The sequence below is a fragment of the Vibrio sp. A8-1 genome (genome assembly GCF_013048685.1).
Classification (GTDB): domain Bacteria; phylum Pseudomonadota; class Gammaproteobacteria; order Enterobacterales; family Vibrionaceae; genus Vibrio; species Vibrio metschnikovii.
Map to the genome: position 1 here is coordinate 137,187 of NZ_VHTC01000005.1, position 25,947 is coordinate 163,133.

General features: G+C 45.8%; 26 protein-coding genes and 1 pseudogene. 5 read left to right on the plus strand and 22 right to left on the minus strand.

The features are described from left to right. Positions 1-9: 9 nt before the first annotated feature. The 10 genes and pseudogenes from FKN93_RS04350 to cysP all read right to left on the minus strand — a co-directional run bounded on the left by FKN93_RS04350 (position 10) and on the right by cysP (position 10,738). Positions 10-1,197, minus strand: a complete 1,188-nt coding sequence (locus FKN93_RS04350; protein WP_158137833.1) for an aspartate kinase — start codon at positions 1,195-1,197, stop codon at positions 10-12. Positions 1,198-1,418: 221 nt separating this feature from the next. Next, the gene (gene alaS, locus FKN93_RS04355; protein ID WP_170904564.1) at positions 1,419-4,001 is read right to left on the minus strand and encodes an alanine--tRNA ligase; all 2,583 of its coding nucleotides are present in this window, start codon (positions 3,999-4,001) and stop codon (positions 1,419-1,421) included. Between the two features lie 131 nt (positions 4,002-4,132). Then, positions 4,133-4,633: a recombination regulator RecX gene (recX, locus tag FKN93_RS04360; RefSeq protein ID WP_170904565.1), complete on the minus strand. Its 501-nt coding sequence runs from the start codon at positions 4,631-4,633 to the stop codon at positions 4,133-4,135. 82 nt (positions 4,634-4,715) lie between these two features. Further along, positions 4,716-4,847, minus strand: a pseudogene (locus tag FKN93_RS04365) (IS200/IS605 family transposase); the annotation flags it as partial. Positions 4,848-5,042: 195 nt separating this feature from the next. Then, positions 5,043-6,092, minus strand: coding sequence for a recombinase RecA (gene recA, locus FKN93_RS04370; RefSeq protein WP_072668909.1), 1,050 nt, complete (start codon positions 6,090-6,092; stop codon positions 5,043-5,045). A gap of 131 nt (positions 6,093-6,223) precedes the next feature. Beyond that, positions 6,224-6,715, minus strand: coding sequence for a nicotinamide-nucleotide amidase (gene pncC / locus FKN93_RS04375; protein ID WP_161438171.1), 492 nt, complete (start codon positions 6,713-6,715; stop codon positions 6,224-6,226). A 100-nt stretch (positions 6,716-6,815) separates the two neighbouring features. Beyond that, on the minus strand, positions 6,816-7,943 hold the full coding sequence (locus tag FKN93_RS04380) for a sulfate/molybdate ABC transporter ATP-binding protein (RefSeq protein ID WP_170904566.1): 1,128 nt from the start codon (positions 7,941-7,943) through the stop codon (positions 6,816-6,818). After that, a complete protein-coding gene (gene cysW, locus FKN93_RS04385; protein WP_170904567.1) occupies positions 7,940-8,803 on the minus strand; it encodes a sulfate ABC transporter permease subunit CysW in 864 nt (287 codons plus the stop codon). Before cysW ends, FKN93_RS04380 begins: the two co-directional genes overlap by 4 nt. A 10-nt stretch (positions 8,804-8,813) precedes the next feature. Beyond that, on the minus strand, positions 8,814-9,659 hold the full coding sequence (cysT, locus tag FKN93_RS04390; protein ID WP_158144272.1) for a sulfate/thiosulfate ABC transporter permease CysT: 846 nt from the start codon (positions 9,657-9,659) through the stop codon (positions 8,814-8,816). A gap of 77 nt (positions 9,660-9,736) precedes the next feature. Then, positions 9,737-10,738, minus strand: a complete 1,002-nt coding sequence (cysP, locus tag FKN93_RS04395; protein ID WP_154169161.1) for a thiosulfate ABC transporter substrate-binding protein CysP — start codon at positions 10,736-10,738, stop codon at positions 9,737-9,739. A gap of 260 nt (positions 10,739-10,998) precedes the next feature. On the opposite strand from cysP, the gene cysM reads away from it, so the two are divergent. Both cysM and mutS read left to right on the plus strand, forming a co-directional pair. Beyond that, positions 10,999-11,889 carry a cysteine synthase CysM gene (cysM, locus tag FKN93_RS04400; RefSeq protein WP_158137831.1) on the plus strand — a complete coding sequence of 297 codons (891 nt, stop codon included), beginning with the start codon at positions 10,999-11,001 and terminating at the stop codon, positions 11,887-11,889. Positions 11,890-12,050: 161 nt separating this feature from the next. Next, the gene (gene mutS, locus FKN93_RS04405; protein WP_158137829.1) at positions 12,051-14,633 is read left to right on the plus strand and encodes a DNA mismatch repair protein MutS; all 2,583 of its coding nucleotides are present in this window, start codon (positions 12,051-12,053) and stop codon (positions 14,631-14,633) included. Positions 14,634-14,695: 62 nt separating this feature from the next. Here mutS and rpoS read toward each other — a convergent pair whose 3' ends face one another. The 11 genes from rpoS to folB form a co-directional block, all read right to left on the minus strand. After that, positions 14,696-15,673 (minus strand): RNA polymerase sigma factor RpoS, encoded by a 978-nt coding sequence (rpoS, locus tag FKN93_RS04410; protein ID WP_170904576.1) that lies wholly within the window; start codon positions 15,671-15,673, stop codon positions 14,696-14,698. 72 nt (positions 15,674-15,745) lie between these two features. Beyond that, a complete protein-coding gene (nlpD, locus tag FKN93_RS04415; RefSeq protein WP_170904568.1) occupies positions 15,746-16,714 on the minus strand; it encodes a murein hydrolase activator NlpD in 969 nt (322 codons plus the stop codon). Continuing rightward, positions 16,714-17,340, minus strand: a complete 627-nt coding sequence (locus tag FKN93_RS04420; RefSeq protein WP_004395999.1) for a protein-L-isoaspartate(D-aspartate) O-methyltransferase — start codon at positions 17,338-17,340, stop codon at positions 16,714-16,716. Before FKN93_RS04420 ends, nlpD begins: the two co-directional genes overlap by 1 nt. Positions 17,341-17,343: 3 nt before the next feature. Next, complete coding sequence (surE, locus tag FKN93_RS04425; protein ID WP_154169165.1) at positions 17,344-18,099, minus strand: 5'/3'-nucleotidase SurE; 756 nt, start codon at positions 18,097-18,099, stop codon at positions 17,344-17,346. Then, positions 18,092-19,138 carry a tRNA pseudouridine(13) synthase TruD gene (gene truD, locus FKN93_RS04430; protein ID WP_154169167.1) on the minus strand — a complete coding sequence of 349 codons (1,047 nt, stop codon included), beginning with the start codon at positions 19,136-19,138 and terminating at the stop codon, positions 18,092-18,094. Before truD ends, surE begins: the two co-directional genes overlap by 8 nt. Before the next feature lie 161 nt (positions 19,139-19,299). Then, on the minus strand, positions 19,300-19,776 hold the full coding sequence (ispF, locus tag FKN93_RS04435) for a 2-C-methyl-D-erythritol 2,4-cyclodiphosphate synthase (protein WP_004396002.1): 477 nt from the start codon (positions 19,774-19,776) through the stop codon (positions 19,300-19,302). Beyond that, on the minus strand, positions 19,773-20,423 hold the full coding sequence (gene ispD, locus FKN93_RS04440) for a 2-C-methyl-D-erythritol 4-phosphate cytidylyltransferase (RefSeq protein ID WP_233268205.1): 651 nt from the start codon (positions 20,421-20,423) through the stop codon (positions 19,773-19,775). The genes ispF and ispD overlap by 4 nt, the downstream gene beginning before the upstream one ends. A 50-nt stretch (positions 20,424-20,473) precedes the next feature. Continuing rightward, positions 20,474-20,755: a cell division protein FtsB gene (gene ftsB / locus FKN93_RS04445; protein ID WP_040904691.1), complete on the minus strand. Its 282-nt coding sequence runs from the start codon at positions 20,753-20,755 to the stop codon at positions 20,474-20,476. A gap of 306 nt (positions 20,756-21,061) precedes the next feature. Beyond that, positions 21,062-21,865 (minus strand): undecaprenyl-diphosphate phosphatase, encoded by an 804-nt coding sequence (locus FKN93_RS04450; protein WP_154169169.1) that lies wholly within the window; start codon positions 21,863-21,865, stop codon positions 21,062-21,064. Between the two features lie 9 nt (positions 21,866-21,874). Further along, entirely contained in the window at positions 21,875-22,378 is a 504-nt protein-coding gene (gene folK / locus FKN93_RS04455) for a 2-amino-4-hydroxy-6-hydroxymethyldihydropteridine diphosphokinase (RefSeq protein ID WP_154169171.1), read from the minus strand. Further along, positions 22,375-22,728 carry a bifunctional dihydroneopterin aldolase/7,8-dihydroneopterin epimerase gene (gene folB / locus FKN93_RS04460; protein ID WP_154169173.1) on the minus strand — a complete coding sequence of 118 codons (354 nt, stop codon included), beginning with the start codon at positions 22,726-22,728 and terminating at the stop codon, positions 22,375-22,377. The genes folK and folB overlap by 4 nt, the downstream gene beginning before the upstream one ends. A 517-nt stretch (positions 22,729-23,245) precedes the next feature. On the opposite strand from folB, the gene plsY reads away from it, so the two are divergent. After that, positions 23,246-23,839 (plus strand): glycerol-3-phosphate 1-O-acyltransferase PlsY, encoded by a 594-nt coding sequence (plsY, locus tag FKN93_RS04465; protein ID WP_170904569.1) that lies wholly within the window; start codon positions 23,246-23,248, stop codon positions 23,837-23,839. A gap of 54 nt (positions 23,840-23,893) precedes the next feature. Here plsY and tsaD read toward each other — a convergent pair whose 3' ends face one another. Beyond that, complete coding sequence (tsaD, locus tag FKN93_RS04470) at positions 23,894-24,910, minus strand: tRNA (adenosine(37)-N6)-threonylcarbamoyltransferase complex transferase subunit TsaD (protein WP_170904570.1); 1,017 nt, start codon at positions 24,908-24,910, stop codon at positions 23,894-23,896. Between the two features lie 272 nt (positions 24,911-25,182). On the opposite strand from tsaD, the gene rpsU reads away from it, so the two are divergent. Both rpsU and FKN93_RS04480 read left to right on the plus strand, forming a co-directional pair. Further along, positions 25,183-25,398, plus strand: coding sequence for a 30S ribosomal protein S21 (gene rpsU / locus FKN93_RS04475; protein WP_004396009.1), 216 nt, complete (start codon positions 25,183-25,185; stop codon positions 25,396-25,398). Between the two features lie 28 nt (positions 25,399-25,426). Then, on the plus strand, positions 25,427-25,870 hold the full coding sequence (locus FKN93_RS04480) for a GatB/YqeY domain-containing protein (protein ID WP_170904571.1): 444 nt from the start codon (positions 25,427-25,429) through the stop codon (positions 25,868-25,870). Positions 25,871-25,947 lie beyond the last annotated feature (77 nt).

Genomic DNA, 25,947 nt, shown 5'->3' on the forward strand with positions numbered 1-25,947 from the left:
CTCTCTAAATCAGCCTAAAAAGGCTTGTTTAGCCTGAAACTGCAATAAAGTATCCGAATGAATATAAGCTTCGTGCAAAATATTAGCCGCACTATCAACCTTGTCCGGCGCAAGCATTAACATTAACGAGTGTGAGGTGTTAGAAACATAATGCACATTAATACCGTTTTCGGCTAATAATGTACAGGCATGATCCATCAAAGCAGGGGCTTGCAAACCAACTGTCGTTAGTAAACTCACCTGCTCACTATTACGGATTTTATCGCGGAACACCAGATCCAACTTCGCATAAGCATCGCGTTTTATGACTACGCCTGCCCATTCTGTCTCCTCGATCACATTCCACAGTTCAATCGCTAGCATCTGACACTGTTTAATTAAGCCAGCTAAGCTATCGTGAGGAACAGTGACTAAAGCCATATCGCGCTGTATTGCTACGCCACAGACCCTTTGTGTCCCAACCTCACCCTTAATTAAACTGCCATGATTAACATCGAACGTCGATAACACTCGTAAAGGCACTTGATGCTTCCATGCATATTGTACGCAAGGTAAATGCAACACTTTAGCGCCTTTACGCGCCATCTCTTCCATAGATGGGAAATCTATCACGTCTAGTTTTTTAGCAGTAGGTACCACTCGTGGATCACAAGTGTACACACCATCAACATCCGTGAATATTTGACACTCATCAGCTCTCAGTGCTCCCGCGAGTGTTACTGCACTCGTATCGGAGCCCCCTCGTCCTAAAGTGGTGATATCCCCATTATCATTAATACCTTGAAAACCAGCCACTATCACAATCTGATCTTGCTCTAGTAGCTCTGTAATCGTTTGAGTATCAATGTTCTTAATCGTTGCGTCATTGTGTTGATTATCCGTCACAATCTTCGCCTGAGCTCCGGTTAGTGAGCGTGCTGCATAACCCAATTTATTTAAGGTCATTGCCAGCAGTGCCATCGACACTTGCTCACCAGCAGAGAGCAAAACATCAAGTTCTCGAGCAGTAGGAACGCTATCGATTTGTTGGGCGAGGCCCAATAAACGATTGGTTTCTCCTGACATTGCCGAAACGACAACAACAACTTGATTACCATCATTCTTCGCTTTAATGATGTGCTCGGCTACGGTATGCATTCTTTCAATTGAACCAACCGACGTTCCGCCGAACTTTTGCACGATAAGGGGCTTTTTCACCAGTATTCACCTTCCCAAGACCAAAGTCTCATTAGGTCCAAACAATATCATAATCAACCAGTACACTAATCAACCTATTGATTATTCGTTTGGAGAGTATAAACAACAAAACCAAGTGAGTAATTGGTTACGGTTAAAATAACGTCAATTACACCACTTGGTTAACCAGATAAAGTTACGCTCAATCAAAAAATAGTGATTGAGCGTAAGTTATCATTACTTTATAAACGCTCAGCAATCCAAGCGTCTACCGACTCTAAAGCCAATGGCAATGCCTGTGCATCGCTCCCTCCAGCTTGTGCCATGTCGGGACGACCACCACCTTTACCACCGACTTGCTGGGCAACGAGGTTAACCAGCTCCCCCGCTTTGACTTTGGCGGTCAGATCGTTAGTCACGCCAGCAATTAAACCAACTTTGTCGTCAGCAACATTACCAAGCAAAATAATCCCGCTACCTAATTGGTTTTTAAGCTCATCCACCATACCACGTAAGGCTTTATTATCCGCGCCATTCAATTGCGCCACGAGGACTTTAACACCGGCGATTAATTTAACCTGATCGATCAAGTTGGCACTGGCTTGTGAAGCTAACTTATCTTTCAGTTGCTGGATTTCTTTTTCCAGCTGCTTAGTTTTTTGCATCGCTTCCGATAGTTTCTCTTCGTACTTGTGCTGCTGAGTTTCCAATGCATCCAGTGCGGCTTCACCCGTTACAGCTTCAATACGACGAATTCCTGCAGCAATCCCCCCTTCAGAGAGAATCTTAAATAGGCCAATATCACCGGTATGTGACGCATGAATACCACCACATAATTCGGTCGAAAAATCACCCATCGACAAGACACGAACTTGTTCATCGTATTTCTCGCCAAACAGCGCCATCGCGCCTTTTTGCTTAGCGGACTCGATGTCCATCACATGAGTTTCAATCACATGATTCAAGCGAATTTGCGCGTTGACTAAACGTTCAACTTGCTTAATTTCTGCTGCGGTCATGGCTTCTAAATGAGAGAAATCGAAGCGCAAATTTTCGGCTCTAACCAGTGAACCTTTTTGGGTCACATGCTCACCGAGTACTTGACGTAACGCAGCATGCAATAAGTGTGTCGCTGAGTGATTGAGTGAAATCGCATTGCGACGTTTTTCATCCACCAGAGCTTCAACATGATCGCTACTGGCTAATACGCCTTCTTGCATCACACCATAATGGGCAATGGCATTACCTAATTTCTGGGTATCGTCGACTTTAAACACACCCGAAGCGGTTCTCAGTAAGCCAGCATCACCGCATTGACCGCCAGATTCAGCATAAAACGGCGTTGTTTCCAAAACAACGATCGCTTTATCACCTGCTGATAGCGCCGAAACTTCTTGGCCATCGACGAATAATGCAGATACCGGACTCATTTGCTGAGTCGCGCTATAACCGCAGAATTCCGTTTCTCCATCCACCTTAATCAGGCTGTTGTAATCGGTGCCAAAATTGCCTGCATCGCGCGCACGCTGACGCTGCTCTTCCATCGCCGCTTCAAAGCCTTCTTCATCAATGGTGAAACCACGCTCACGCGCAACATCATTGGTTAAATCCGCCGGAAAGCCGTAAGTATCATAGAGTTTGAATACAGTTTCACCATCTAAAACCGAACCTTCAACCGCATCCAATGCATCGTTGAGAATCGCCATACCGCGCTCTAATGTACGACCAAAGTTTTCTTCTTCGATACGCAGTACTTTTTCCACTAAGGCGTGCTGTTTTTTAAGCTCTTCGCCAGCGCTGCCCATTACCTCGGCTAACGGTGCTACGAGCTTATGGAAGAAAGCCCCTTGTGCTCCTAATTTGTTACCATGACGAACTGCACGGCGAATGATGCGGCGCAGGACATAACCACGACCTTCATTCGACGGCATCACACCATCAACAATCAAAAAGGCACAAGAGCGAATATGGTCAGCGACAACACGTAATGATTGATTGGTCATGTCTTGGTAACCAATCACTTCTGCCGCGGCTTTGATTAACGCTTGGAAGACATCGATCTCATAGTTGGAATGAACTCCCTGAGTGATCGCCGAAATACGCTCGATACCCATTCCAGTGTCAACCGAAGGCTTAGGTAGCGGTTCCATTTTCCCATCAGCGTGGCGATTAAACTGCATAAAGACCACGTTCCAGATTTCAATAAAACGATCGCCGTCTTCTTCAGCTGAACCTGGAGCCCCCCCCCAAATATGCTCACCATGATCGTAGAAAATTTCCGTACAAGGGCCACAAGGTCCGGTGTCACCCATTTGCCAGAAGTTATCCGACTCGTAAGCTTTACCGCCAGGCTTGTCGCCAATACGAATAATACGATCTTGGGGAATGCCAATTTGCTGATGCCAAATATCAAACGCTTCATCGTCGGTTTGATAAACGGTGACCAATAGACGCTCTTTAGGAAGCTTAACCACTTCGGTTAAAAACTCCCATGCATACTGAATGGCATCTTCTTTGAAATAATCGCCAAAACTGAAGTTGCCTAGCATTTCAAAAAAAGTGTGGTGACGAGCAGTGAAGCCAACGTTTTCTAGATCGTTGTGTTTACCACCAGCACGAACGCAGCGCTGAGCTGTCGTAGCGCGAGTATAGGCGCGTTTTTCTAGGCCTAAAAAGCAGTCTTTAAATTGGTTCATCCCAGCATTAGTGAATAGCAGGGTCGGATCGTTTGCAGGCACCAATGACGAACTGTCAACGATTTGGTGTCCTTTACTTTCAAAGAATGAGAGGAACGCGCGGCGAACCTCATCGGTGCTCATAAACATGCAGCTCTTCCTGAATGACTCAAGTTAGAATTTTGCGTATTGTAAAGCATGGATAAGGCTTCGCCTAGTTTTCTTAAATAAAAGCCGCTGATGGCAATAAAAAAGAGGCGTGATAGACGATTAATTAACGTTTAGTTTGCCTCTTCTTGATCACTCAAAGCGTAGTGAATCTGTTCAAAGCTGAATCCTCGAGACTGCAAAAATCGCACCCGCTTTGCCTGTTCTTTGGCTTCAATCGCAGGTTGAACTTTAAACTTCCTCTCTGCTAGCTGTTTGGCGAGTTCAAACCAATCGGGGGCAAGCTGCTCTAACGCGATATTAACCACGTCATCGGCAACTCGATTTTGCTGCAATAACTGACGAATTCTCCGCTCACCATGGCCTTTGTTCATGCCTTGGCGAATAGCACTTAAGGCATAACGTAAATCATCAAGATAGCCATAGTCTTGGCAATACATCATCACTGGTTGTATCTCTTCACGGCTAAAACCCTTAAGGAGTAATTTTTGGATAAGCTCGTATTCGCTGTGATCTCGACGCGACAAGATTCGAAGAGCGGTTTCTTTAGGATGACTCGGTGATGAGGCACTTTTATTTCGATTGGGATAGCGGGAGGATGAAGGGCAATGCATAGATTTAGCTCCAAGTAAAAATCCGCCTTCTTAGAAGGCGGCTTTGGTTTACAGCCCCCTGAAAGGGGGCATACTCGCGCTGTTAGTTCATCTTCAACTCTAACTGCGCCTCATATTCTTGATCTTTCTTGTCTTGGTGTCTGACGCACCGTCTGATGATTTCTTCATTTACGCCAACCGTATCAACAAAGTAACCTCTTGCCCAAAAATTGGACATGTGATGAACTTCTGTAATCGCCCATGTTTTTTGTTTCCTCTTATTTATGGTGAATAAGAGGTTTACTTCTAACATGGGCACTTCTTCGGGCAATAGCCCCAAGGTTCAATCACCACCGCCCAAGGCGGTGGTTTAGGGATGACAATAAAAAAGCCCTGCAAAGCAGGGCTTAAAGATAGGTCAGGGATTAGATTACAGCTCTTCTTCCTGCTCAGGTATGACACCAAATTCAGGCTCATCAAGCGGAACTTGTTCAGGGCTGAGTAGCATCTCACGCAATTTGCTATCAATCGCCTTGCTGGCTTCAGGATGCTCACGCAAAAACTTACAAGCATTGGCTTTACCTTGGCCAATTTTATCGCCATTGTAGCTGTACCAAGCACCGGATTTTTCAATCAGCTTATGTTTAACCCCTAAATCGACCAACTCGCCCTCACGGTTAAACCCTTGTCCGTACATGATTTGAGTATTGGCTTCTTTAAACGGGGCGGCGATTTTATTTTTAACGACTTTAATGCGGGTTTCATTACCCACCACTTCTTCGCCTTCTTTAATCGCGCCTGTACGACGAATATCTAAGCGAACTGAAGCGTAGAACTTAAGCGCATTACCACCCGTTGTGGTTTCTGGGTTGCCAAACATCACGCCAATTTTCATCCGAATTTGGTTGATGAAAATACACATACAGTTCGACTGCTTCAAGTTACCTGTCAGCTTACGCATCGCTTGAGAAAGCATACGAGCTTGGAGGCCCATGTGGCTATCACCCATTTCACCTTCAATTTCGGCTTTCGGTGTTAGCGCAGCAACAGAGTCAACGACGATGACGTCGACCGCACCAGAACGCGCCAGTGCATCACAAATTTCCAGTGCTTGCTCACCAGTATCTGGCTGAGAAACAAGTAGATCGTTGATCTTCACACCCAGCTTCTGAGCATAAATAGGATCAAGAGCGTGTTCAGCATCAATAAACGCACAGGTTTTACCTTCACGTTGTGCAGAAGCAATTAACTCAAGAGTTAAAGTTGTTTTACCCGAAGATTCAGGACCATAAACTTCAACAATCCGCCCCATCGGTAGACCGCCAGCACCCAAGGCGATGTCGAGAGAAAGAGAACCGGTTGAAATCGTCTCGACATCCATCGTGCGGTTATCACCCAGCAGCATGATAGATCCTTTACCGAATTGCTTTTCAATTTGACCAAGCGCTGCGGCTAAGGCTTTTTGTTTATTCTCGTCCATTACTTTCTCCAGACTGTCACCTTACGGTGAAAGGTTTCGCGATTGAGTGCGACGTTATCGTCAACTTGCCACTTATTATACTGTTGATTCATACAGTGTCCAGAGCTGTATGAAGATTTTTGCGCCTCAGCTCAAATCGTTGAAGATAAATGGTCACTGATGATTTGCAACGCATGGATGATCGCCTGCTCGCGAACACTCGCTCTATCTCCTTGAAAATAAACCGTTTCCACCCTCTGCCAACCTTGGTTACTCGCCCAAGCAAAACATACGGTGCCGACGGGCTTATCATCCGTCGCTCCTGATGGCCCAGCGATACCACTGATCGCTACGCCGATGGTCGCCTGTGAATGCAATAGTGCTCCGTGGACCATTTCCACGACCACCGGTTCAGAAACCGCGCCATATTCAAGCAACGTTTGTGAACGCACACCGAGCATCTCTTGTTTAGCTTGATTACTGTAAGTGACAAAAGCGCGATCAAACCAAGCCGAGCTGCCTGCGGTATCGGTGATGGCAAAGGCAACACCTCCGCCCGTGCACGACTCAGCGCTAGTCATCATTTGCTGAGCAGCCAATAACTGCTGCCCGACTTGTTGGCTTAGTGCGACGATGTGATTCATGCTACCCCTACTTATTTTTAATCCAACCACCCAAACATCATAAAACATAATGGGCACCATTCGGTACCCATTGCTTCACACCACACCGTCATGATGACTCTTAAATTTCAAACATCAAACTGTCTGCATCAAGGAACGGCCAGCGAATCACCTGAGGAGACTGACTCTGTTCGTCAAAAAAATACCCCACCTGTGGCGTAGCAAATACTTTGTCACCGCGAGCAATAGGCTGTTCATTTAAAGCGCGATGAGTCAGTTTCGCTTCCCATGGTTCAGGGCTTTGCCAACCAATAGGCGCAAGCTCGACTCGAACCTCTGCACCAACAGGATTAATCGACAAAACTTCACAAGGTAAACACGCTTGACTGTTCTCTTTGAGAGAAACACTCAACTCATGACTACGAACATAAAGCGTCCCAGTTTGTTGAATCGCTCTCTGTTGAGGCGGCAAAATAAAAGCCTGCTCATTTTTCCAATGGGGATCCTGCCACTGAGCAGGAAAAACATTTACATTACCAAAAAAGTCGAACACAAAACGACTGTTTGGCTCAGCGTATAACTGAACAGGGGTATCGACTTGTTCGATTCGACCATTACTCATCACCACCACACGATCCGAAAGCTCCAAGGCTTCATCTTGATCGTGGGTGACGAAAACGCTGGTAAAGCCGAGCTCATCATGCAAACTGCGTAGCCAGCGACGTAGCTCTTTACGAACTTTGGCATCGAGCGCACCAAACGGCTCATCCAATAACAACACTTCTGGTTGAGTGGCCAATGCTCGAGCTAACGCGATACGCTGTTTTTGTCCACCTGACAACTGCTCTGGATAGCGATCGGCCAAATGACCAAGTTGAACAATCTCAAGCAGTTGTTTGACTCGTCGAGAGATTTCAGTCGACGTTGGACGCTGACGACGATCCATCACTTGTAAACCAAAGGCCACATTATCCGCAACCGTCATATGCCGGAACAGGGCGTAATTTTGAAATACAAACCCAACTCGGCGTTCACGAACATGAACATGGGTCACATCACGATCACGAAAATGAATGTGTCCAGTATCCGCCCCTTCCAAGCCAGCGATAATACGCAATAAAGTGGTTTTTCCTGAGCCAGATGGGCCTAGTAAGCCTATCATTTCGCCATCATCAATGTGTAAAGAGAGCGGTGATAAAGCCTGAAATGCTCCAAAGTTTTTGGAAATATTATCTAAACGAATACTCATACCGTCTCTTGCTCACTCTTGGTTTTGCTTTGATTATGTTCTTGTCGCCACTCAACAATCGCTTTTAACACTAATGTTAACAAGGCGATAAACGCCAGTAATGACGCACTCGCGAACGCCGCTTGCGATTGGTAATCTTCATACAAGACTTGGACATGCAAAGGAAGGGTATTGGTCTCACCACGGATATTGCCAGACACCACCGCCACTGCACCAAATTCGCCAATCGCTCTGGCGTTGGTTAATATCACCCCGTAAATAAGGGCCCATTTTATGTTCGGCAACGTCACTCGACGAAACAGTTGCCACCACGATGCGCCCAAAATCACCGCCGCTTCTTCATCCGAACGGCCTTGCTGTTGCATCAGAGGGATCAGCTCTCGGGCAACAAATGGGCAGGTAACAAACACCGTGACCAATACGATACCCGGCCAGGCAAACATCACCTGTAAATCACGCTCAAACAGCCATTCACCTAACCAGCCGTTACTTCCATAGAGCAGTAAATACAACAAACCTGCAACGACGGGAGAAACGGCAAATGGAATATCAATGATCGTGGTCAGTACTTTACGTCCTGGAAATTCAAAACGCGTCACCGCCCAAGCGAGCAACACCCCAAACACCAAATTAATAGGCACCGTCAACAAGGCAACCAATAACGTCAAACTGATCGCATGGTGCGTATCGGGTTCGAGTAAATGACCAATGTAAGCCGATAAACCACTTGCGAACGCTTGCTGAAAAATACTGACTAATGGGATCACTAAAAGTAAAGTGACCCAAAATAGCGCCAATCCAATCAGGCTCCATTTCACCCAAGGCGTTTCACCGACTCGTTTCGGCTGTAATCCTTTCATCGCCTTTTCCTTAACGCCCATGAATACGACGTAAATAAGCACCTTGCCATACATTGATCGTCAACAGTAATAACAAAGAAGCAAGTAGCACCACCGAAGCAATCGCGCTCGCCGCAGGAAAATCAAATTCTTGCAAACGCACAAAAATCATTAATGACGTAATTTCACTCACATAAGGCATGTTGCCAGCAATGAAGATCACCGCGCCAAACTCCCCTAAACTGCGCGTAAATGAAAGCGCGACACCAACCAGCAGAGCGGGCTTTAACGACGGCATGATCACTCGCCAAAACACCGCTCGATCCGTCGCACCAAGGGTCATACCGGCTTCTTCCTCCTCTTTAGAAATCTCTTCTAACACAGGCTGAACCGTACGAACCACAAAAGGCAAACTGGTAAACACCATTGCTAATACAATCCCTAAAGGGGTGTAAGCGACCTTGATCCCGAGTTCACTAAGCACACTTCCTACCCATCCATTGGTTGAGTACAGCGTCGCTAAGGTTATTCCTGCCACTGCCGTGGGGAGCGCAAAGGGTAAGTCGACTAACGCATCCAGGATCCGTTTGCCATAAAAGTCATAACGAACCAAAACCCAAGCCAGCAATAGTCCTAGCAAGCCATTAAATAACGAGGCAATCAACGCGGCTACAATGGTAACTTTATAACTGGCCACCACTCTTGGGTCGGCGATCACCTGCCAATATTCTGCCCAAGACATATTGCTGGTTTGGATAATTAAGCCACTCGCCGGCAGTAATAAAATTAAACTGATAAAAAATAGTGAGGTCCCGAGACTGACCCCAAAACCGGGCAATACTCGTTTATGACGTGGTCGCGTGAGAGAACGGCTCATAAACCCTCTGCAAAAACTTAAGCGTAAGTAAAATAGCCACTGAGTTAGATTAGTAAAACTAAGTGGCGAATCATCGGTTAACGACGTTGTAGCTGATCCAGTTTAGCGCCATTGGCAAAATGGTCTTGCATGGCTTTTTCCCAACCACCCGCAATAGTCTCTACCGTTAATAATTCGACATCAGGAAAACGATCGGCAAACTCGGCTTTCACTTTTTCATCATGGATTCGATAGCTGAAACCAGCCAATAAACGCTGTGCCTCTTCGCTGTATAAGTAAGAGAGGTATTCGTGAGCAACCTCATAAGTGCCTTTACGTTTAGCGGTACGCTCGACAACCGCTACCGGAAATTCAGCCAAAATAGAAGTTTTAGGCACCACGACTTGATAATCATCCATACCGTACTGCTGACGAATATTATTAACTTCAGATTCAAAAGTAATCAATACGTCCCCAAGGCCACGCTCAACAAAAGAAGTGGTTGCCCCTCGACCTCCGGTATCAAATACCGCGACATTAGCAAGAAACTGTCTTAAAAATCGGTCTTGTTCGGCTTGATTATCGACACCAAATTCTTGCTGGGCAAAACCTAACGCGGCCAAATAGGTGTAACGCGCATTACCGGAAGTTTTTGGATTCGGGAATACGGATGACACATCGTCGCGAGCCAAATCATCCCAGTTCTGAATATTTTTCGGGTTACCTTTGCGAACTAAAAATGCGGTTGTTGAATAATAAGGTGAGCTCGCATTAGGAAATTTATCTTGCCAATTAGCGTCGATTAATTTTCCCCGATCATGCAGAACTTGGACGTCGGTAACTTGGTTGAAAGTCACCACATCCGCTGCAAGCCCTTGTAAAATAGAACGAGCTTGAGCGGAAGAACCGCCATGAGATTGGCGTATTTCTACCGTTTGCCCAGTTTTTTCTTGCCAATGCTTAGCAAATAGCGGGTTATAAGCATTGAAAAGCTCACGAGCGATATCATACGATGAGTTAAGAATGGTTTGATCGGCGGCTGAAACATTGAATGTTCCAACCATGAGTAATGTGGCTAACGCCGATTTAATAAACTTCATATTTAATACTCCACAATTCCCGTTGCCAGCATGGCTTCCTGTTGCTTAGAGTATTAGGTAAATGGATTATAACAAAGCTTATTAATAGAACTTTTTGGAATAAAATCTAGCAATAAATTGTATGTCGATTAAACCGTCAGTTTTATAATAGACAGATGACCGAAGTGTGATAAAACAGCTTAGTCTGAACGACACCTCCATCACTCAGACAACCAGCGGTGTACTGCTTAATCAAAAGATAAATGACTAAGGATAAACATGTGACTGATTTTCCAACCATTGAAGCGTATGTCGGACAAACGCCATTAGTTCGTTTACAAAGATTAGCTCAAGATAGCTCGAGCACCGTTTTAGTCAAACTGGAAGGCAACAATCCGGCAGGTTCAGTCAAAGATCGTCCGGCATTGAATATGATTGTTCAGGCTGAGAAGCGCGGTGATATTCATCCTGGAGATAGGATCATCGAAGCCACCAGTGGTAATACAGGCATCGCCTTAGCCATGGCTGCCGCGATTAAAGGCTACAAAATGACCTTAATCATGCCTGATAACGCAACCCAAGAGCGTAAAGATTCCATGCGTGCCTACGGCTGTGAATTAATTCTGGTCAGTAAAGAACAAGGCATGGAAGGCGCTCGTGATTTAGCTCTGCAAATGCAAGCCCAAGGTCAAGGCAAAGTGCTGGATCAATTTAATAATCCAGATAATCCCTTGGCGCACTTTCAGTCAACCGGACCCGAAATTTGGCAGCAAAGCCAAGGACTGATTACTCATTTTGTCTCTAGCATGGGGACAACCGGCACCATCATGGGTACGTCACGTTATCTTAAACAGCAAAACCCGCAAATCCAAATCATCGGCCTGCAACCGTCTGAAGGCAGCTCGATACCTGGAATCCGCCGCTGGCCAAAGGAGTATCTACCGGGGATTTTTGAACAGTCTCGGGTCGATGTGGTGATGGATATCAGCGAACAGGATGCTGTTCAAACGGCGCGAGCATTAGCGACTCAAGAAGGGATCTGCGCTGGTGTAAGCTCTGGGGGCTCCGTATTTGCCGCGTTACAAATCGCTAAACAGAACCCGGGGGCAGTGGTTGTCGCAATCGTCTGTGATCGCGGCGATCGTTATCTCTCTTCTGGTCTATTTTCTTGAAACCAAAAGAGTATTTTTAAATGACATGATGAGCCTGTTCATCATGTCATTCACTACCTGCCCCATCGGTTGATTGCTCATTAATAGTGAAGTTTGTTATCCTCTGCGGCTGAGTTGTTGACGCTCAGAACAAACAACTGGCTAACCGAGTAACTAATACCATGAGTACATCCAACGCTTCTTGCATCGAGTCTTCCTCATCTCATACCCCGATGATGAGGCAGTATCTTAAACTCAAAGCAGAAAACCCCGATATTTTGCTGTTTTATCGCATGGGTGATTTTTATGAGCTGTTTTATGATGATGCAAAACGTGCCTCGCAATTATTAGATATCTCTCTCACTAAACGCGGCGCTTCTGCCGGTGAACCAATCCCCATGGCTGGCGTACCTTATCATGCTGTGGAAGGCTACTTAGCCAAACTAGTGCAGTTGGGAGAATCCATCGCTATTTGCGAGCAAATAGGCGATCCGGCGACCAGTAAGGGGCCGGTTGAACGCAAAGTGGTACGCATTATTACCCCTGGCACCATCACTGACGAAGCCTTATTGTCTGAGCGTAGCGATAATTTGATTGCGGCGATTTATCATCAGGGCGGTAAATTTGGTTATGCGACCTTGGATATCACCTCTGGCCGTTTTCAACTATCTGAACCAGATTCGGTAGAATCAATGTGCGCTGAACTGCAACGCACCGCACCGCGCGAATTGCTCTTTCCTGAGGATTTTAGCCCTGTACAGGTTCTAGCCAATCGCAAAGGTAACCGACGCCGCCCGATTTGGGAATTCGAACTCGACACCGCAAAACAACAATTGAATCAACAATTTGGCACTCGTGACTTGGTTGGTTTTGGTGTAGAAAAAGCCAAACTCGGTTTATGTGCAGCGGGCTGCTTAATTCAATACGTAAAAGATACTCAGCGCACCGCCCTACCCCATATTCGTGCTCTGACTTTTGATCGCCAAGATCAATCGGTTATTTTAGATGCAGCGACTCGTCGTAACTTAGAATTAACCCAAAATTTAGCGGGCGGACAAGAGCACACCTTAGCTGAAGTCTTAGATCACTGTGCAACCGCGATGGGCAGCCGTATGCTCAAACGTTGGATTCACCAACCTACGCGTCATATCGACACCATCAATCAACGTTTGGATGGGATAACCGAGCTCAAACAAGACGCGCTATTTGCTGAACTTTCCCCAATATTAAAACAAATTGGCGATATCGAGCGTATCTTGGCTCGTTTAGCACTGCGCTCTGCTCGCCCACGTGATTTAGCTCGCCTGAGAAATGCGCTGCAGCAGTTACCTGAACTCAACCAGCAAATGGCGTCGCTTAGACATCCGTATTTATGTCAATTACGTCAAGATGCCCAGCCCATTGAAGTGCTCTCCCAACTGCTGGAACGAGCGATAAAAGACAACCCTCCAGTGGTGATCCGTGATGGTGGCGTGATTGCTGATGGTTATGATGCGGAACTGGACGAGTGGCGTAAATTAGCCGCAGGTGCTACCGAGTATCTCGATCAATTAGAAGCCGATGAACGTGAACGTCACGGCATTGACAGCTTGAAAGTCGGTTACAACAATGTCCACGGCTTTTATATCCAAGTCAGCCGCGGACAAAGCCAACTGGTGCCACCGCACTATGTTCGTCGCCAAACCTTAAAAAATGCTGAGCGCTACATTATTCCTGAGCTCAAAGCACATGAAGACAAAGTATTAAATTCCAAATCAAAAGCTTTAGCATTAGAGAAACAGCTTTGGGAACAATTGTTTGATCTGTTACTGCCTCACTTAGAGTGTTTGCAGACGTTAGCTTCAGCCCTTTCACAGTTGGACGTACTACAAAATTTAGCCGAAAGAGCAGAAAGCTTGGATTATTGTCGACCAACCTTAACCGAGAATATTGGCTTACAGATTCAAGCCGGTCGCCATCCGGTGGTTGAGCAAGTGATGAACGATCCCTTTATTGCTAACCCAATCACGCTCCACCAGCAACGTAAAATGTTGATCATTACCGGGCCGAACATGGGGGGTAAATCGACCTATATGCGCCAAACCGCCTTGATCGCCTTGATGGCGCACATGGGCAGTTATGTCCCAGCGCAATCGGCGACGATTGGTTTGTTAGATCGGATTTTCACTCGGATTGGCGCCTCTGATGATCTGGCTTCAGGTCGTTCCACGTTTATGGTCGAAATGACCGAAACCGCAAATATCCTACATAATGCAACCCAGCATAGTTTGGTATTGATGGATGAGATTGGTCGAGGCACCAGCACTTATGATGGGCTCTCTTTAGCGTGGGCCAGTGCCGAATGGTTAGCCACCAAAATTGGAGCCATGACCCTATTTGCTACTCACTATTTTGAGTTAACTGAACTGCCCAGCACTTTACCGCACTTGGCGAATGTTCATCTCGATGCGGTTGAGCATGGTGAAAACATCGCCTTCATGCACGCCGTACAAGAAGGGGCGGCCAGTAAATCCTACGGTTTAGCCGTCGCGAGCTTAGCGGGCGTACCTAAGGCTGTGATTACCAATGCCAAAAATAAACTCGCACAACTTGAGCAACAGCGAGAGACGACCAAGAAACCATCAGCATCACTGGCTATAACTGATCAAATGAGCTTAATTCCTGAACCAAGTGAAGTTGAACAGCTACTCGCCGGTATTGATCCCGATGAGCTGACGCCACGTCAAGCATTAGAAGCCCTATATCGCTTAAAAAAATGCTTATAGATACAGCAGTATTAAAGCAAAAAGGCACCGTCGAGGTGCCTTTTCTACATCATTAAAGCCAATTAATTGTCGTTATCGACATCAAACAAAGCTTCCATATTCAGCCCTTGTTTAACGAGGATCTCGCGTAGGCGACGTAAGCCTTCTACTTGGATCTGTCTGACTCGCTCACGGGTAAGATTAATTTCTCGCCCAACTTCTTCCAGCGTTGAAGGTTCATAACCCAGTAATCCAAAACGGCGCGCTAAGACTTCTTTTTGCTTTGGATTGAGCTCATCGAGCCAATTAAGTAAGGATAAGCGGATATCTTCATCTTGAGTCGATACTTCCGGATCAGAGTGATTAGAGTCTGGCAGAATATCCAACAATGCTTTATCGCCATCGCCACCAATCGGAGTATCAACAGAACTGATCCGCTCATTCAAACGTAGCATTTTATTGACATCTTCAACTGGCTTGTCCAGCTCAGCGGCAATTTCCTCTGCCGTAGGTTCATGGTCCAAACGCTGTGAAAGTTCACGTGCTGTGCGCAAATAAATATTGAGCTCTTTGACGACATGAATCGGTAGACGAATGGTACGAGTTTGATTCATCAGCGCCCGTTCGATGGTTTGACGAATCCACCACGTGGCATAAGTCGAAAAACGAAAACCTCGTTCTGGATCAAATTTTTCAACGGCTCGGATCAAGCCTAGGTTGCCTTCTTCAATCAAATCGAGCAACGCTAGACCACGGTTACTGTAACGGCGAGAGATTTTCACCACCAAGCGTAAGTTACTTTCAATCATTCGCTTGCGCGCGGCCTCATCACCACGTAATGCACGTCGAGCGTAAAGGACTTCTTCTTCGGCGGTTAAAAGGGGTGAAAAACCAATTTCACTCAAATACATCTGTGTTGCATCTAAGCTTTTGCTCGATGCATCGTATTCTTCTTTGAGGTTAGTGGCGGATAGTTGCTCAACGTCAGACTCCGCTGCGTTGATAACTTCAGGGTCAAAATCAAAATCTTCGACTTTAGTGACTGAATTGCTGATACTTATAACGCCTCCCCTGGCGAGCTAGCAAGACATTATAACTTCAAATGTCGGCTACATAACTCATCACAAGCATGTTTATGGTAAGTAGCGTTGTGGATTCACTGGCTTACCTTGGTAACGAATTTCAAAATGTAAGCGAACACTGGTGGTTCCTGAGCTGCCCATGGTCGCGATTTTTTGACCGGCAGTTACATTCTGACCTTCTTGAACCAGCAGTTGATCATTGTGAGCATAGGCACTCAGATAGTCATCATTGTGCTTAATAATGATCAAATTGCCGTAGCCGCGTAGCGCATTACCTGAATACACCACCGTCCCAGCCGCGGTAGAAACAATCGATTGACCTCGCTGACCTGCAATATCAATACCTTTGTTTCCTTGATCTCCTGCGGAGAAACCTTTAATTACTCTCCCTTTGGTTGGCCATAGCCACTTAGCGATTTTATCGTTATTTTGTGTCGGTTTAGTGACAGGCTGATTAGTAACATTTACTTTGGGTATAGTTTCAACATACCTGTTTGTTTTCGGTTGTTCAATAGGCGTTGTAGGTGATTTGTTGACCGTTGTAGGGGGTTTCTTACTGTTTTGAGAGATCGATACAGGATTAGAGTCTTTGCTCTTCACGGGCACCGAGGGAGCGATAACAACAGGTGCTGGTACAACCACAGGTGTCGACGCCGAAGCAACGCTACCAACCGAACTGACATTCGCTTTAGGCCGAGGTCCAGCCCCCGTTCCCGCATAAGCAGGAGGTGTATACACTGGTCCCCATAAACGCAGCTTTTGTCCAGGGTGAATCACATAAGGCGCTTGTAGGCGATTAAAACGAATAATATCGTTAACATCTTTATCAGTAATATAAGAGATAAAGTATAAGGTATCGCCTTTTTTTACCTCATAGTAACTGCCTCGATAACTGCCACGAGGTATTGAGTTATAGTCTTTGTTCAGCCCCGAAACTGGCGCAGGTGTGTTAACCGCACAACCAAATAGTAAGCAGCACAAACCAATCAGCCATCCATTTCGACACTGCCACTTTTTCATTAAGCTAATTCACCTGCCACTAAAGGTACAAAACGTACCGTTTCTACGCTTTGAGTTATCCATTCATCACCTTGACGAATAATACACAGCAATTGCTGCTCTTCCTCTCCGACTGGAATCACTAAACGGCCACCATCGGTTAACTGCTCAAGTAAAGCTTGCGGAACAATCGGAGCGGCCGCCGTGACGATAATCGCATCAAAAGGCGCTTTAGCCGCCCAGCCTTGCCAGCCATCGCCATGTTTAGTTGAGACATTATAAATATCCAATTGTTTCAAACGGCGTTTCGCTTCCCATTGTAAAAATTTAATACGTTCAATCGAAAAAACGTGATCAACCAATTGAGCAAGTACCGCCGTTTGATACCCCGATCCGGTGCCAACTTCTAAAACTCGGCTATGTGGCTTTAAAGACAATATTTGAGTCATTTTGGCCACAATGTAAGGTTGTGAGATCGTTTGTCCAAGACCAATCGGTAACGCATGGTTATCATAAGCTTGATGCATCATCGCTTGTGACACAAACCGCTCTCTCGGCAAAGCGTGGATGGCCGATAATACCGCTTGATCATCAATTCCTTGCCGCACTAAATACTCAATCAGTTTATCCGCCTTAGGATTACTCATCTTTTATACCTTTAACCACGTCGCCATTGCACCGAGCGACTCATGAGCAGTTAAATCAACCAGTATCGGCGTCACTGACACACATTTTTGCTCAACCGCATAAAAGTCGGTGCCTTCTCCCGCGTCTTGCTCTCTTCCTGGAGGTCCGAGCCAGTAGATCTCATGCCCTCGTGGATCTTTTTGTTTGATCATATTTTCAGCATGATGACGAGCACCAAGTCGGGTGACTTGCGTTCCGGTTAATTGATCAAAAGGAACATCTGGGATATTTATATTAATCAATCGATTCGTTGGAATGGGTGAGGATAAGTGCTGCAAGACGATTTGACGAGCAATCTTACCTGCTGTCGCAAAATGGGTATTACCGACCAAAGAGAAGGCAATCGACTGTACGCCCAGAAAATGCCCTTCCATGGCCGCAGCAACCGTCCCAGAATAAAGCACATCATCCCCTAAGTTAGCTCCATGATTAATCCCGCTTAATACTAAATCGGGTAAATCATGTTTGAGTAATTCGTTAAGAGCAAAATGAACGCAGTCGGTTGGCGTACCTTGTACAGAATAGGTATTCGGCTCAATTTTTGTTACTCGTAATGGTTGCTCTAAAGTCAGAGAATTTGAGGCACCTGAGCGATTTCTATCCGGAGCAACAATGATAATCTCAGCCAAATCGGCTAATGCATAAGCCAGCGCCCGAATACCTTCGGCATAGACACCATCATCATTACTCAATAAAATTTTTAATTTTTTATTAGTCATAAACTCGTTCAACTGGAATTTCTTCAATTAATTCACGGACGATAGAGGTCGCAAAGCTGCCCGCATCCAAAGTAAAGCTAAGCAATATATTATTATTGTCGACTTGCCACTGAAGTTGCTGAGGATGTAAAGCAATCACTCGTCTGTCGTGACGCATCCGGTTGCCGCGAATCAGTTTCATTAGATCCGGCTCTGCATCGAGTGCTTGTTGCTCTAAGGCTTGCGCAGCACCTTGAGTGGGTAGAGCATTATCTCCCGCCAGTGCCGCGGTAATTTGGACTTTCTGATCAGCTAACTGTTGATTGAATTGCGTCAGTTGATCGTCGCTAACCAGTTCAGAGACTCCGTCTTTTAATGCTATATCGCCCGCAATAAAAGACTCAAAACATCCAGACTGAATTCGAGCAGAGACGATATGGTTAAAAATCCACGAACGGGCAGCAGATAAATACAGACTACGTTGATTTTGATTACGAGAGCGCACATTGTCACGCCCCCAACGCCGCGCTTCATGGAGATTGTTGCCATCTTTACCAAAGCGCTGTTGACCAAAATAGTTAGGTACGCCCTGATCAGCAAGCACCTGCAAACGCTGCACAACATTATCGATATCGCTCACTTCACTGAGCGTCAATTCAAAGTGATTGCCCTGCAAATCACCGGGACGCAACTTTTTATGATGACGAGTCATCGCCAGCACTTGAATACTTGGGTATTGCTTTTCAAATGCAGTCAAATTCGGTAATTTTCCATCCGGAAGATAGACACTGAGCCATTGTTCTGTCACAGCATGTCGGTCTTTGAGCCCTGCCCAGCCGATATCTTTAGATTTTACACCACACGCCTTGGCCAGTTCATTCGCAACAAAACTGGTATTTTCTCCGGTTTTCCTAATGCACACCATGACGTGCTCACCTTCACCAGAAAAGGAATACCCTAAATCTTCGGTGACTTTAAAGTGCTCTGGTCGTGCTTTAATTTTTGCTTTCGCCGTCGGCTGACCACATAAGTAGGCCAGAGAAGAGAGAAGATCAGTCATTTTTTATTCCAATATCTGCCTACTCAACGCTCGTTAACGAAAACCTGAATTCATGGTAGGCAGTGAATGTATCCCATCGCTATCGTTCGATAACAATCTAGGAGTAAGATAAACAGACGGTATACGACTCGCATTCGATCATGCAGAGCGTTCACCAAGTCTTAAGCTTTTATTAATAATACCACGGCTTCGCAAGCGATCCCTTCTTTACGGCCAGTAAAGCCTAACCGTTCGGTGGTGGTTGCTTTGACATTAATGTTACTCGTTGCTGTTTGTAAGTCCTCAGCGATCACTTGACACATCGATTCAATATAAGGTGCCATTTTCGGCGCTTGAGCAATCAGCGTAATATCGGCATTGCCCAACTGATACCCCTGTTTGAGAACACGTTGATATACATCGCGCAGTAAAGCTCGACTATCAGCACCTTTCCATTGCTCATCCGTATCGGGAAAATGACGGCCAATATCACCGGCGGCAATCGCGCCTAAAAGCGCATCACACAAAGCATGCAACGCCACATCACCATCAGAGTGAGCAATCAGGCCCTGCTCATAAGGGATAGAAACACCGCCAATTATCACCGGGCCTTCACCGCCAAATTTATGCACATCAAAACCGTGGCCAATACGTATCATGCTGTTTCCTTTTTTCGACTTAAATAAAACTCAGCCAATGCCAGATCTTCTGGCTGAGTAATTTTAATATTATCCGCTCGCCCGCTCACTAAGCCTGGAGACAAACCTTGCCACTCAAAAGCAGAGGCTTCATCGGTAATGATCGCCTTTTGTTCTAAGGCTTGTTGTAGCGCCTGTAATAAAGGCTGACAACGAAACATCTGCGGCGTTAGCGCATGCCATAATGCTTGACGTTCAACGGTTTGCGAAATATTACCGTCCCCGTCACCACGCTTCATCGTATCGCGGACAGGGCTAGCAAGTATCGCCCCTACCGGATGAGATAATGCACGCTGAATTAACTGCGTAATATCACGCTCAGTGACGCAGGGTCTTGCCGCATCATGCGCCATCACCCATTCGCCTAATTGCTGTTCATCCACCAAACGTAGCGCGTTGAGTACCGACTCTGCACGCTCTTTTCCGCCATTGACCACCTTCACTCGGGGATGACTTGCTAATGATAAGGAAGAAAAGTAAGGGTCTTGCTGACTGATAGCAATAACAACCTGTCCTATCTGTGGGTGAGCCAATAACTGCTCAACCGTATGCTCTAATACCGTTTTTCCATTAAGCAGGAGATATTGCTTAGGACGATCAGCCTGCATTCGACTGCCAATCCCAGCGGCGGGAACAATGGCGGTAATTAATGGAACGTTCAAGGCGTTACCTCACCGATAATCCGATAAAAGGTTTCATTGTCTTTGACCATTCCTAACTCATGGCGGGCGCGCTCTTCAATCGCATCAAGCCCCTGCCGTAAATCATCGATTTCAGCAAACATCTCTTGGTTTCGTTGGTGCAAATTACTGTTCACTTGTTCTTGTACGTTAATTTCACTCGAGACCATTCGAAAGTCTACGATGCCATTTTTACTTAACCATAAATGGTATTGCAGCCAGCCAAATAGCAAAAATAAGGCTATCGCCAATACTCGCATCTTTTTCACCTTACTGATGGGAGCGGTACCTAATGAGAAGTACCGTCTACATTGACAGTTTACTTGCCCGCTTACTTATATCATAAGCGCCAAAATCAGGCGAGTAAGCTCACGGTTTAAGTCGTTGTCAATGAACAACTATCTCCAGCGGTTTAACCAATAATCTCCAAACGACTTGGTTCTGAAGCGAGACGACAAGTCAGTCAATCGCTACTCACATAAAGGCCCTATCTGAGTAGCGTTAACGATCCTCGCTCCTAGCCAACACCACCGCGCTTAATACGGATGGCTGCTGACTAAAAAGTATTAATTCATCGATAAAAACAGAAGTAATCCAAAACCTAAAATTAAACGATAAATCACAAAAGGAGTCATCCCCATTCGAGAAATGAGCTTTAAGAAAAAGAAAATACACAAATAGGCGCTAATAAACGAGGTGATCACGCCAGTAATTAAGAAATTAATCTGAATCGGTTCACCGCTCGTGATTAACTTAAGACCTAAGTATCCACCAGCTAAAGTAATAATTGGAATCGACATTAAAAATGAAAATCGCGCCGCAGCTTCACGAGTAAAGCCTAAATACAGCGCAGCCGTAATGGTTGCACCTGAGCGTGATGTACCGGGAATAATCGCTAACGCTTGTGCGACACCAACAAAAAGAGCCTGCTTCCATCCCGCTTGATACTCATCTTGGGCAAGACGAGCATGTCTATCCACATACCAAAGCAGTAAGCCAAAAATGATCGTCGTTGTGGCAATCACCCACGCACTACGCAGATACAGCTCAACAATATCTTTCATTAATAAACCAAAAATACACGCGGGAATGGTCGCGAGAATGATCAACCAAGCCAGTTTGGCTTCTTTGCTGCGATCACCTTTGAAAATGGACGCAAAAAATGCTCGTAATAAGCTCACCACTTCATGGCGAAAATAAATGATCACCGCAGCTAAGGTGCCAACATGCACTGCCACATCAAAAGCTAAACCTTGATCTTCCCAGCCTAAAATAGCCGAAGGCAAAATAAGATGAGCAGAGCTAGAGATGGGTAAGAATTCAGTTAAGCCTTGGATCAACGCCAATATAAACGCTTCAAAATAAGTCATGATTATTCTCTAATTAACGGATTTACGGATGGAAAACCATAAAGGAATGAGAGTTAAAGAGTCGAGATCTGGCGTTGCTTGCCACACCTCTTGAACCGTTTGCTCGCTGCCAGGAATCAGCAACTGGGGCGACAATTCGTACAAAGGTTGGATAACAAAAGGATAATGATAAATATCCCGTCTTGGCAAGACGGGCGCTTCGCTCGAGACTTGCTCACCATAAAGTAGTAAATCCAAATCTAACGTTCGATCTTGAAACTTCTTTGCGTTGATCTCTCTTCCCCAACGCCGTTCTATATCCCGTAATTTCTCTAGCAAAACGGGTAAAGAGAGCGTGGTAGTGATCTCCGCAACCAGATTATAAAAAGCATGGCTATCAAAGCCGACAGATGGGCACTCATAAACCGACGATAAGCGCAGTCGATCCGTTAACGTCGCTAATTCACGACATCCAGCTTCAATATGTCGATGACGTTGAACATTGGAACCAATACCAATATAACAAGTGATCATGCCTGTCCTCGTTCAATCACCACACCAACCCCTTTTGCTTGTGCTACCGCTCCCGGCTTGGTTAAACGGACCTTAACCCAAGGCACAGAAAAACGCTGCATAATCAGCTCAGCCACTTCTTCAGCAACTCGCTCTACCAATAAAAAACGCCCCTGTTCAATATGCTCAATCACCGCTTGACTGACTTGGGCATAATCCAATGCATCAGCCACATCATCGCTTTTGCCAGCAGGTTGATTATTATGAGCCATCTCCAAATCAAGCACTAATTTTTGCTTAATGGTCTGCTCCCAGTCATAAACACCAATGGTTGTGACCACAGTTAACTGCTCGATAAAAACTTTATCCATGGCAATATTGCCTCCTTTTTGCTGGTCGGATATCCAAATTGAGTAAAAAAACGGACTATTGGGGTTTATCACGATATCATATACCCAAACCACCTATTGATGCGAAACTCTCAAGATTTTTTGTTTCTTCATTGCCTTAATGACTATTTTTCAGGCTATTTAACAATTGCTTGCAATGATAACCGGCAACGCATGCCATCATTAAAAAACCGTCAGGTTGTCATTTTTTATCAGCAGGAAAAGTTAACGTGATGACCGCGTCCAAGACAACTTTTATCAGGTTTGGGTCACGTTAAAAATAAAGAAATCCTGAGACTATACCCAAACGACTTGGGGTTGCACGCCGTCGGCAAGTGAGTACATCGCCATGATATGTGATTGGGATAAACGAACGCAGTCAACACCGCTGTAGCTTCAATTAAGAAGGGGATATTCGTCGCATTAGAGAGAGTCCCCCGCTAAACATTGGCTTACCTTACAAACAATACGTAGCCAAACAACGACGGTAGAGGCCGCTATGACGCCACTAGCACTGATCATGATTATTTGCGCCTATTTACTGGGGTCAATTTCCAGTGCGGTATTGATCTGCCGATTACTGCGTTTGCCTGATCCTCGCGGCGTCGGCTCTCATAATCCCGGAGCCACCAATGTACTGCGCATTGCCGGTAAGAAAACCGCCTTGGCAGTGCTGATTTGTGACATGCTCAAAGGAACGATTCCTGTCTGGGGCGGTTATTACCTTAACATTGATCCTCTCATGCTCGGCTTAATCGGTATCGCGGCCTGCCTTGGTCACATGTATCCCCTATTTTTCCATTTCAAAGGCGGTAAGGGCGTGGCGACAGCACTAGGCGCCATTGCACCAATAGGCTTAGAATTAACCTCCATGGTCATTGTCACTTGGTTAGTGGTGGTCTTTATTTTCCGTTATTCCTCCCTTGCCGCACTGGTAACCGTTTTATTGACGCCTTTTTATACCTGGATGATCAAACCACACTATACATTGCCCGTCGCGATGCTCTGCTGCTTAATCGTGCTTCGTCATCAAGAGAACATTAAGCGTCTTTTTATCGGCACAGAGCCGAAAGTTGGCGAGAAAAAACCATAAAAAAACGGCCATGGCTATGACCGTTTCCAATGAGAACCGTTACCGCTTGATTGATTAAGCAATCGGCGTCAGTTGGTCAATCGGCCAACGAGGCCGCGCTTGAACACTGAGCTCTGTAACATCACCATTTTTTAAGCGTTGCATCCCCGCATAAGCAATCATCGCGCCATTATCGGTACAAAATTCGGTACGCGGATAAAACACCTCACCGCCAATTTTCTCGGCTAGCTTGGCTAAATCAGCACGTAGCTGCTTATTCGCACTCACCCCACCAGCAATCACAATACGTTTCATTCCAGTTTGCTCGAGCGCACGTCGACATTTGATGACTAATGTGTCACACACTGCATCTTGGAACGCATAAGCAATATCAGCTCGAGTTTGCTCATCGTCACCATTGGCAGCAATGGTATTGGCTGTAAAGGTTTTTAAACCTGAAAAACTCATGTCTAAGCCCGGGCGGTCGGTCATAGGGCGAGGAAACTTAAAGCGTCCAGGCGTGCCTTTTTCTGCCAAGCGAGCCAACATCGGTCCTCCTGGATAATCGAGCCCCATCAACTTAGCGGTTTTATCAAACGCTTCGCCTGCCGCATCATCAATCGATTCACCCAAAATCGTATAATCGCCAATTCCCTTAACTTCCACCATCATCGAGTGGCCACCAGAAACCAACACCGCAACAAAGGGAAACGGCGGTGGATTATCTTCCAGCATTGGCGCCAACAAATGCCCTTCCATATGATGAACCGCCACCGCAGGAATATTCCAAGCATACGCCAAACTACGACCAATCGTCGCTCCGACCAATAAAGCGCCCACCAAGCCGGGGCCGGCAGTATAAGCTATGCCGTCAATATCGGTGGGAGTCAGCTTAGCCTCCGCCATGGCGGCTTTAATCAGTGGAATGGTTTTTTTCACGTGATCACGCGAAGCCAGCTCCGGTACCACACCACCATAATCGGCGTGCAGTTTTACTTGGCTATACAATTGATGAGATAAAAGACCTTTCTCATCATCATAAATCGCGATTCCAGTTTCATCGCAAGAGGTTTCAATTCCAATAATGCGCATAGTATTCTCAGCATGCTGTCTGCTAGAAGCTGTTGACCGTGGTCGAACAGCCGCCAATAATCAAAATTCCGCTCATGTTACCTCGGCTTGGCATGACAAACAAACTTTGTACAGACAGTAAACAACAAAGTACTTTACAAAGCGGTCACGATAGGATTAAAATTCCGCACCATTTTTGATCAAGCTGGTTATCGCTCTAGTCGACAAGCTATCTTGTTACTTTGGCCACAAAATACCAGCGTTAACGAATTAACCCCTGAGGTGAAAGGCATATGCCAATAGTTAAAGTACGTGAAAACGAACCGTTCGACGTAGCACTACGTCGTTTCAAGCGCTCTTGCGAAAAAGCAGGTATCCTTTCTGAAGTGCGTCGTCGTGAGCACTACGAAAAGCCAACTACTGTTCGCAAACGTGCTAAAGCAGCAGCTCAAAAGCGTCACGCTAAGAAGCTAGCTCGCGAAAACGCTCGTCGCGTTCGCCTGTACTAATAACTGATTCCAAAAAAGGAATAAAGTTATGGCTCTGATTGACACTCTCAAAGAAGAGCAAAAATTAGCGATGAAAGCCAAGGACAAAGCGCGCCTTGGCACTATTCGTTTGGCCTTAGCCGGCATTAAGCAACGTGAAGTTGACGAACAGATTACTCTGAACGACGACGACATTTTGGCTGTGCTGGTGAAAATGGTTAAACAACGTCGCGACTCTGTTACGCAATATGAAGCTGCTAATCGTCAAGATTTAGCAGATGTGGAAAAAGCGGAAATCACCGTTCTTGAGGAATTTATGCCTCAACCATTGAGTGAAGAAGACGTTATCGCCCTGATTGACAGTGCGGTGGCTGAATCTCAAGCCAGTGGCATGCAAGACATGGGTAAAGTGATGGCGCTGATCAAACCACATATTCAAGGGCGTGCAGATATGGGTAGAGTAAGCAGTTTAGTTCGCGCTAAACTCGTTTAATCCCACACCCAAATGCATCAAGCCGTGCTATCCTCTGGTAGGCACGGCTTGTTCGTATCTACACTTTTGGTTTTTCT